3 protein-coding genes are annotated in these 3,863 nt (G+C 64.7%); all 3 read right to left on the minus strand.

Annotated features, from left to right (window positions below; genetic code table 11):
- Nucleotides 1-183, minus strand: a 183-nt coding sequence (locus BSZ39_RS12255; RefSeq protein WP_143180535.1) for a helix-turn-helix domain-containing protein, incomplete at its 3' end; no start/stop codon positions are given.
- A 168-nt stretch (nt 184-351) separates the two neighbouring features.
- On the minus strand, nt 352-2,463 hold the full coding sequence (locus tag BSZ39_RS12260) for a prolyl oligopeptidase family serine peptidase (protein ID WP_073717597.1): 2,112 nt from the start codon (nt 2,461-2,463) through the stop codon (nt 352-354).
- A gap of 42 nt (nt 2,464-2,505) precedes the next feature.
- The gene (locus BSZ39_RS12265) at nt 2,506-3,687 is read right to left on the minus strand and encodes an MFS transporter (protein ID WP_073717598.1); all 1,182 of its coding nucleotides are present in this window, start codon (nt 3,685-3,687) and stop codon (nt 2,506-2,508) included.
- Nucleotides 3,688-3,863: the final 176 nt, after the last annotated feature.

The following is a 3,863-nucleotide window of genomic DNA, read 5'->3' on the forward strand; positions in this document are numbered from 1 at the left end:
GCTGGAGCGGTCTTCGAGACTGTCGACTCCTTCTTCGCGGTAGCGTGCCACCCATTTCGTCAGTGTGGAGCGGGCGATGCCGGCTTCAGCGGCGATGTGGGAGATGGGCCGGCCGTCTGTGAGGGCGCGGGTGACGAGGCGCTGTCTTCCTTCCGGGGTCAGCGGGGCGTTAACGTGGGTCATCGGAGCGGGTCTCTTTCTGCTGGATGGTTGCTTTGACACCACCCATCGTGCAGTCAAGGGCCCGTTCCTTCATCCCCGGTCGGTGACTACAACGTCATGACCCACAACACCTAGATAGCCGAACGCCCCCAGCCACATCGTGCGCGCTGGGGGCGTTCGCATGCCGGGTTAGCTCAGGTGCTGCCAGAGGAACTCGTAGGCATAGGCCTGCATCATCGCTCGCTGAGCGTTCGTCGCCGCGCCGCCGTGGCCACCCTCGATGTTCTCGAAGTAGGTCACGTCCTTGCCGGCGGCGAGCATCTCGTGTGCGAGCGTACGCGCGTGCGCGGGGTGGACGCGGTCGTCCCGCGTCGAGGTCGTGAAGAGGATCGGCGGGTAGGAGCCGTCCGGATTGAAATTGTGGAACGCGGAGAACGTCTTAATGAACTCCCACTGCTCCGGATCGTCCGGGTCACCGTACTCGGCCGCCCACGACGCGCCCGCGAGGAGCTTCGTGTACCGGCGCATGTCCAGCAGCGGCACCTGGCAGACGATCGCGCCAAACAGCTCGGGGTAGTGGGTGAGCATGTTGCCCATGAGTAGGCCGCCGTTGGAGCCCCCTTGTGTGCCGAGGTGTTCCGGGGTTGTGACACAACGGTCGACGAGGTCCTTGGCCACGGCCGAAAAATCTTCATAGGCCTTGTGACGGTTTTCCTTCAGCGCCGCCTTATGCCACTCGGGGCCGTATTCGCCGCCACCACGGATATTGGCGATGACGTACACTCCGCCGCGCTCGATCCACGCCTTGCCTGCCACGGCAAAATAGGAGGGGGTCAGCGAGACCTCGAAACCGCCGTAGCCATACAGCAGCGTGGGGTTGGAGCCATCGGCGGCGATGCCGCGCGGGCTGATCTGGAAGTAGGGGATCTTCGTACCATCCGCGCTCGTCGCGAAATGCTGGGTCACGGTGACGCCGTCGGTGTCATAGAACGCCGGCAGAGACTTGAGCTTTTCGACCTCGCGCACCGTACCGTCCGCGTCGATGCGCGCGACCGCGAGGGTTGAGGGTAGGTGGAAGGACTCGACGGTGACCCACAGGTCATCGCTCTTCTCGGCGTCGACGGCACCGACCAAGACAGAGACGATCGGGCGTTCGGTGGCGTCCTCGTCGTTGGCGACGAGGGTGCTGGTGACGTCGAGGTCGGCGTGCTCGAAGCTGCCCGACTCGTTCGGGGTGTGGCGCTCGAGGCGGGAGACGACGTCGTCGAGAATCGTGAGGACGAGATGGTTCTTCGTCGCCGCAAGGCTCGTGAGCGAGGCACTCACCGTCGGCGTGAACAGCGCGATGAAATCACGGCCGCCGGCAAGGAAATCCTCATAGCGGATCGCAATCAGGCTGCCCGCGGGGAACGTCGTGCCGCCGACCTCCCAGTCGTCGCGCAGAGTCACGAGCAGCCAGCCCTGCCAGACGGACGGACGCGACGTCTCGGGCACGTCGATCTTGACGAGGCCCTCGTCGGTGAGTTCGTGGACCTCGGTCGTGAAGAACGAGGGGCTGCGATAGATGAAGGTGCGTTCCTCGAGGCGGCTGTAGCTGCCGCCGACGGACACGTCGCTGGTTTCGCCTTCGAAGAGCGTTTCGGCGTCGGCGAGGTCCTGGCCGCGGCGCAGGCGCTTGACGATGCGGGGGTAGCCGGACTCGGTGAGCGAGCCGTCGCCGAAATCGGTCGCGACGTAGACGACGTCGCCGGTGGTGTCGGCCCAGCTGATGTCGCCCTTGGCTTCGGGACGGAAGAATCCATCGGTGATGAACTGCTTTGTCGTGAGATCGAATTCGCGGGTCTCATCGGCATCGGAGCCGCCACGCGAGAGGGTTACAAGGGCGCGGTCAAGGCTCGGGCGCAAGACGCTCGCGCCATGCCATACCCACGGGACGTCTTCAGCCTCGGCGAGGGCATCGACATCGAGGAGGATCTCCCACTCGGGGTTCTCGCTGCGGTAGGACTCCCACGTCGTGCGGCGCCACAGGCCACGCTCGTGGTCGGCGTCCGTCCAGAAGTTGTAGAGGAATTCGCCGGCCTGCGTGACTCCGGGGATCTTGTCGCTCGAGTCGAGGATCGCCTGAACATCGCTCTTGATCTCGGAATACCGGGAGGTCGTCGCGAGCACGTTTTCGGCCTCAGCGTTCCGGGCGCGAACCCACGTGAGGGCCTCATCGCCGTCGACCTCATCGAGGAAGGCGAGATGCTCTGCAGGCTCGGCGGAAGGGTGCTGGCAGAACATGGATACTGATTCCGTCATGGTCGCAGTGTGTCATGCGTCGCGCGGAGAAGAAAAATCTTTCTATCCGGCACGCCTCGGCAGCACGCGCGAAGCGAACACGAGGGCGATGGCGCCAAGGGGCACGATCGCAAGGCCAATACGTAGCCCGACCGCGTCGGTGATTAAGCCGACGAGCGGCGGGCCGGAAAGGAACGCGAGACGCATCGTCCAGCCGATCATCGTGAGGCCGGTGCCTTCCGGGAGGCCAGGGATCCGGTCGGCCGCATCAAAGGCCGCAGGCACGAGCGTGGCGCAGCCGAAGCCGGCGAGCGCAAAGGCGCTGAGCGTCGTCGCAGTATTCGGCCACAGCAGCATGAGCGTCATACCGGTCGCGATAAGGAATGCTCCGACGCGGGCGACCGCACGCGCACCATAGCGGTCGGTGAACCGGTCTCCGGTCATCCGGCCCACGAACTGTGCGGCGACCATGGCGACATAGCCGAGCCCAACGATGCCGCCGGTCGCGCCGACGATATCGCGCAGGAAGAGCGCAGACCACGTCGATCCCGCGTCCTCGACGAACGTGCCCGATAGGGCAACGATCGACAGCGCCGCCATGATCAGCAGTGCGGAGCGATAAGAAGGGACATTCGCGCCCGCGTCCTCGTGCTCTTCAATTTCGGGAGTGTCTGGACCGGGCAGGGCGAGCCGGCCGGCAACGTAGGCCGCGGCGCAGAACATGACCCCGGAGACGCCAAGGTGGACATGCAGCGCAACCTTGAGCCCTGTCGCCGCCGAGCCCATGAGTCCGCCAATGACGGCGCCCGCCGACCAGGCGGCATGGAAAGAATTGATAATCGACCGGCCGTAGCCGCGCTGCACCCGCATCCCGTGCGCGTTTTGCCCGACGTCGACGATGGCATCCGCGCCGCCACCGACGAACATCGCGAGCGCGAACAGGAAGGGAGAGGCCTCGAGAGCGAGGGAGGCGATAAGGAGCGCGATGGCGACCACATAGGTGCCCACCATGGCGGTCGTCGCCGAGGAGAAGCGGCGAATGACCTTGCCAGCCGTCAGCCCCGCGATCATCGCGCCGAAGGGGAAGCAAGCGACCAGCAGCCCGAAGATGGTCGCATCGACGCCAAGGAGGTCCTTGACCATCGGGTAGCGCGGCAGCAGATTCGCGAAAAGGGCACCGTTGGTCAGGAACAGGATGTTCACGCCGAGGCGAGCTCGGCGCAGGTGAGGAGCAGGGGTAGACATAGGAGCTTTTCGATATGTTCCGTTAGGCGGAAAGAAAACTGTGGAAGAGCTGACGAACGTCGGACTCCACTTTTTTACCTTAATCGGGCTCTTGGGACCTGAGCGTGGGGTGATGGGTTCGAGGGTGGGCGTGTCGGGAGTGCGATAGGGATCGAGGCCCTCAAGAATCGGGGTTA

Source organism: Bowdeniella nasicola (genome assembly GCF_001907295.1).
GTDB classification, from domain to species: Bacteria; Actinomycetota; Actinomycetes; order Actinomycetales; family Actinomycetaceae; genus Bowdeniella; species Bowdeniella nasicola.

What these genes read in the sequence shown, in the direction of transcription:
- BSZ39_RS12260 (WP_073717597.1), bottom strand. Translation starts at nt 2,463, where the DNA reads ATGACGGAATCAGTATCCATGTTCTGCCAGCACCCTTCCGCCGAGCCT.
- BSZ39_RS12265 (WP_073717598.1), bottom strand. Translation starts at nt 3,687, where the DNA reads ATGTCTACCCCTGCTCCTCACCTGCGCCGAGCTCGCCTCGGCGTGAAC.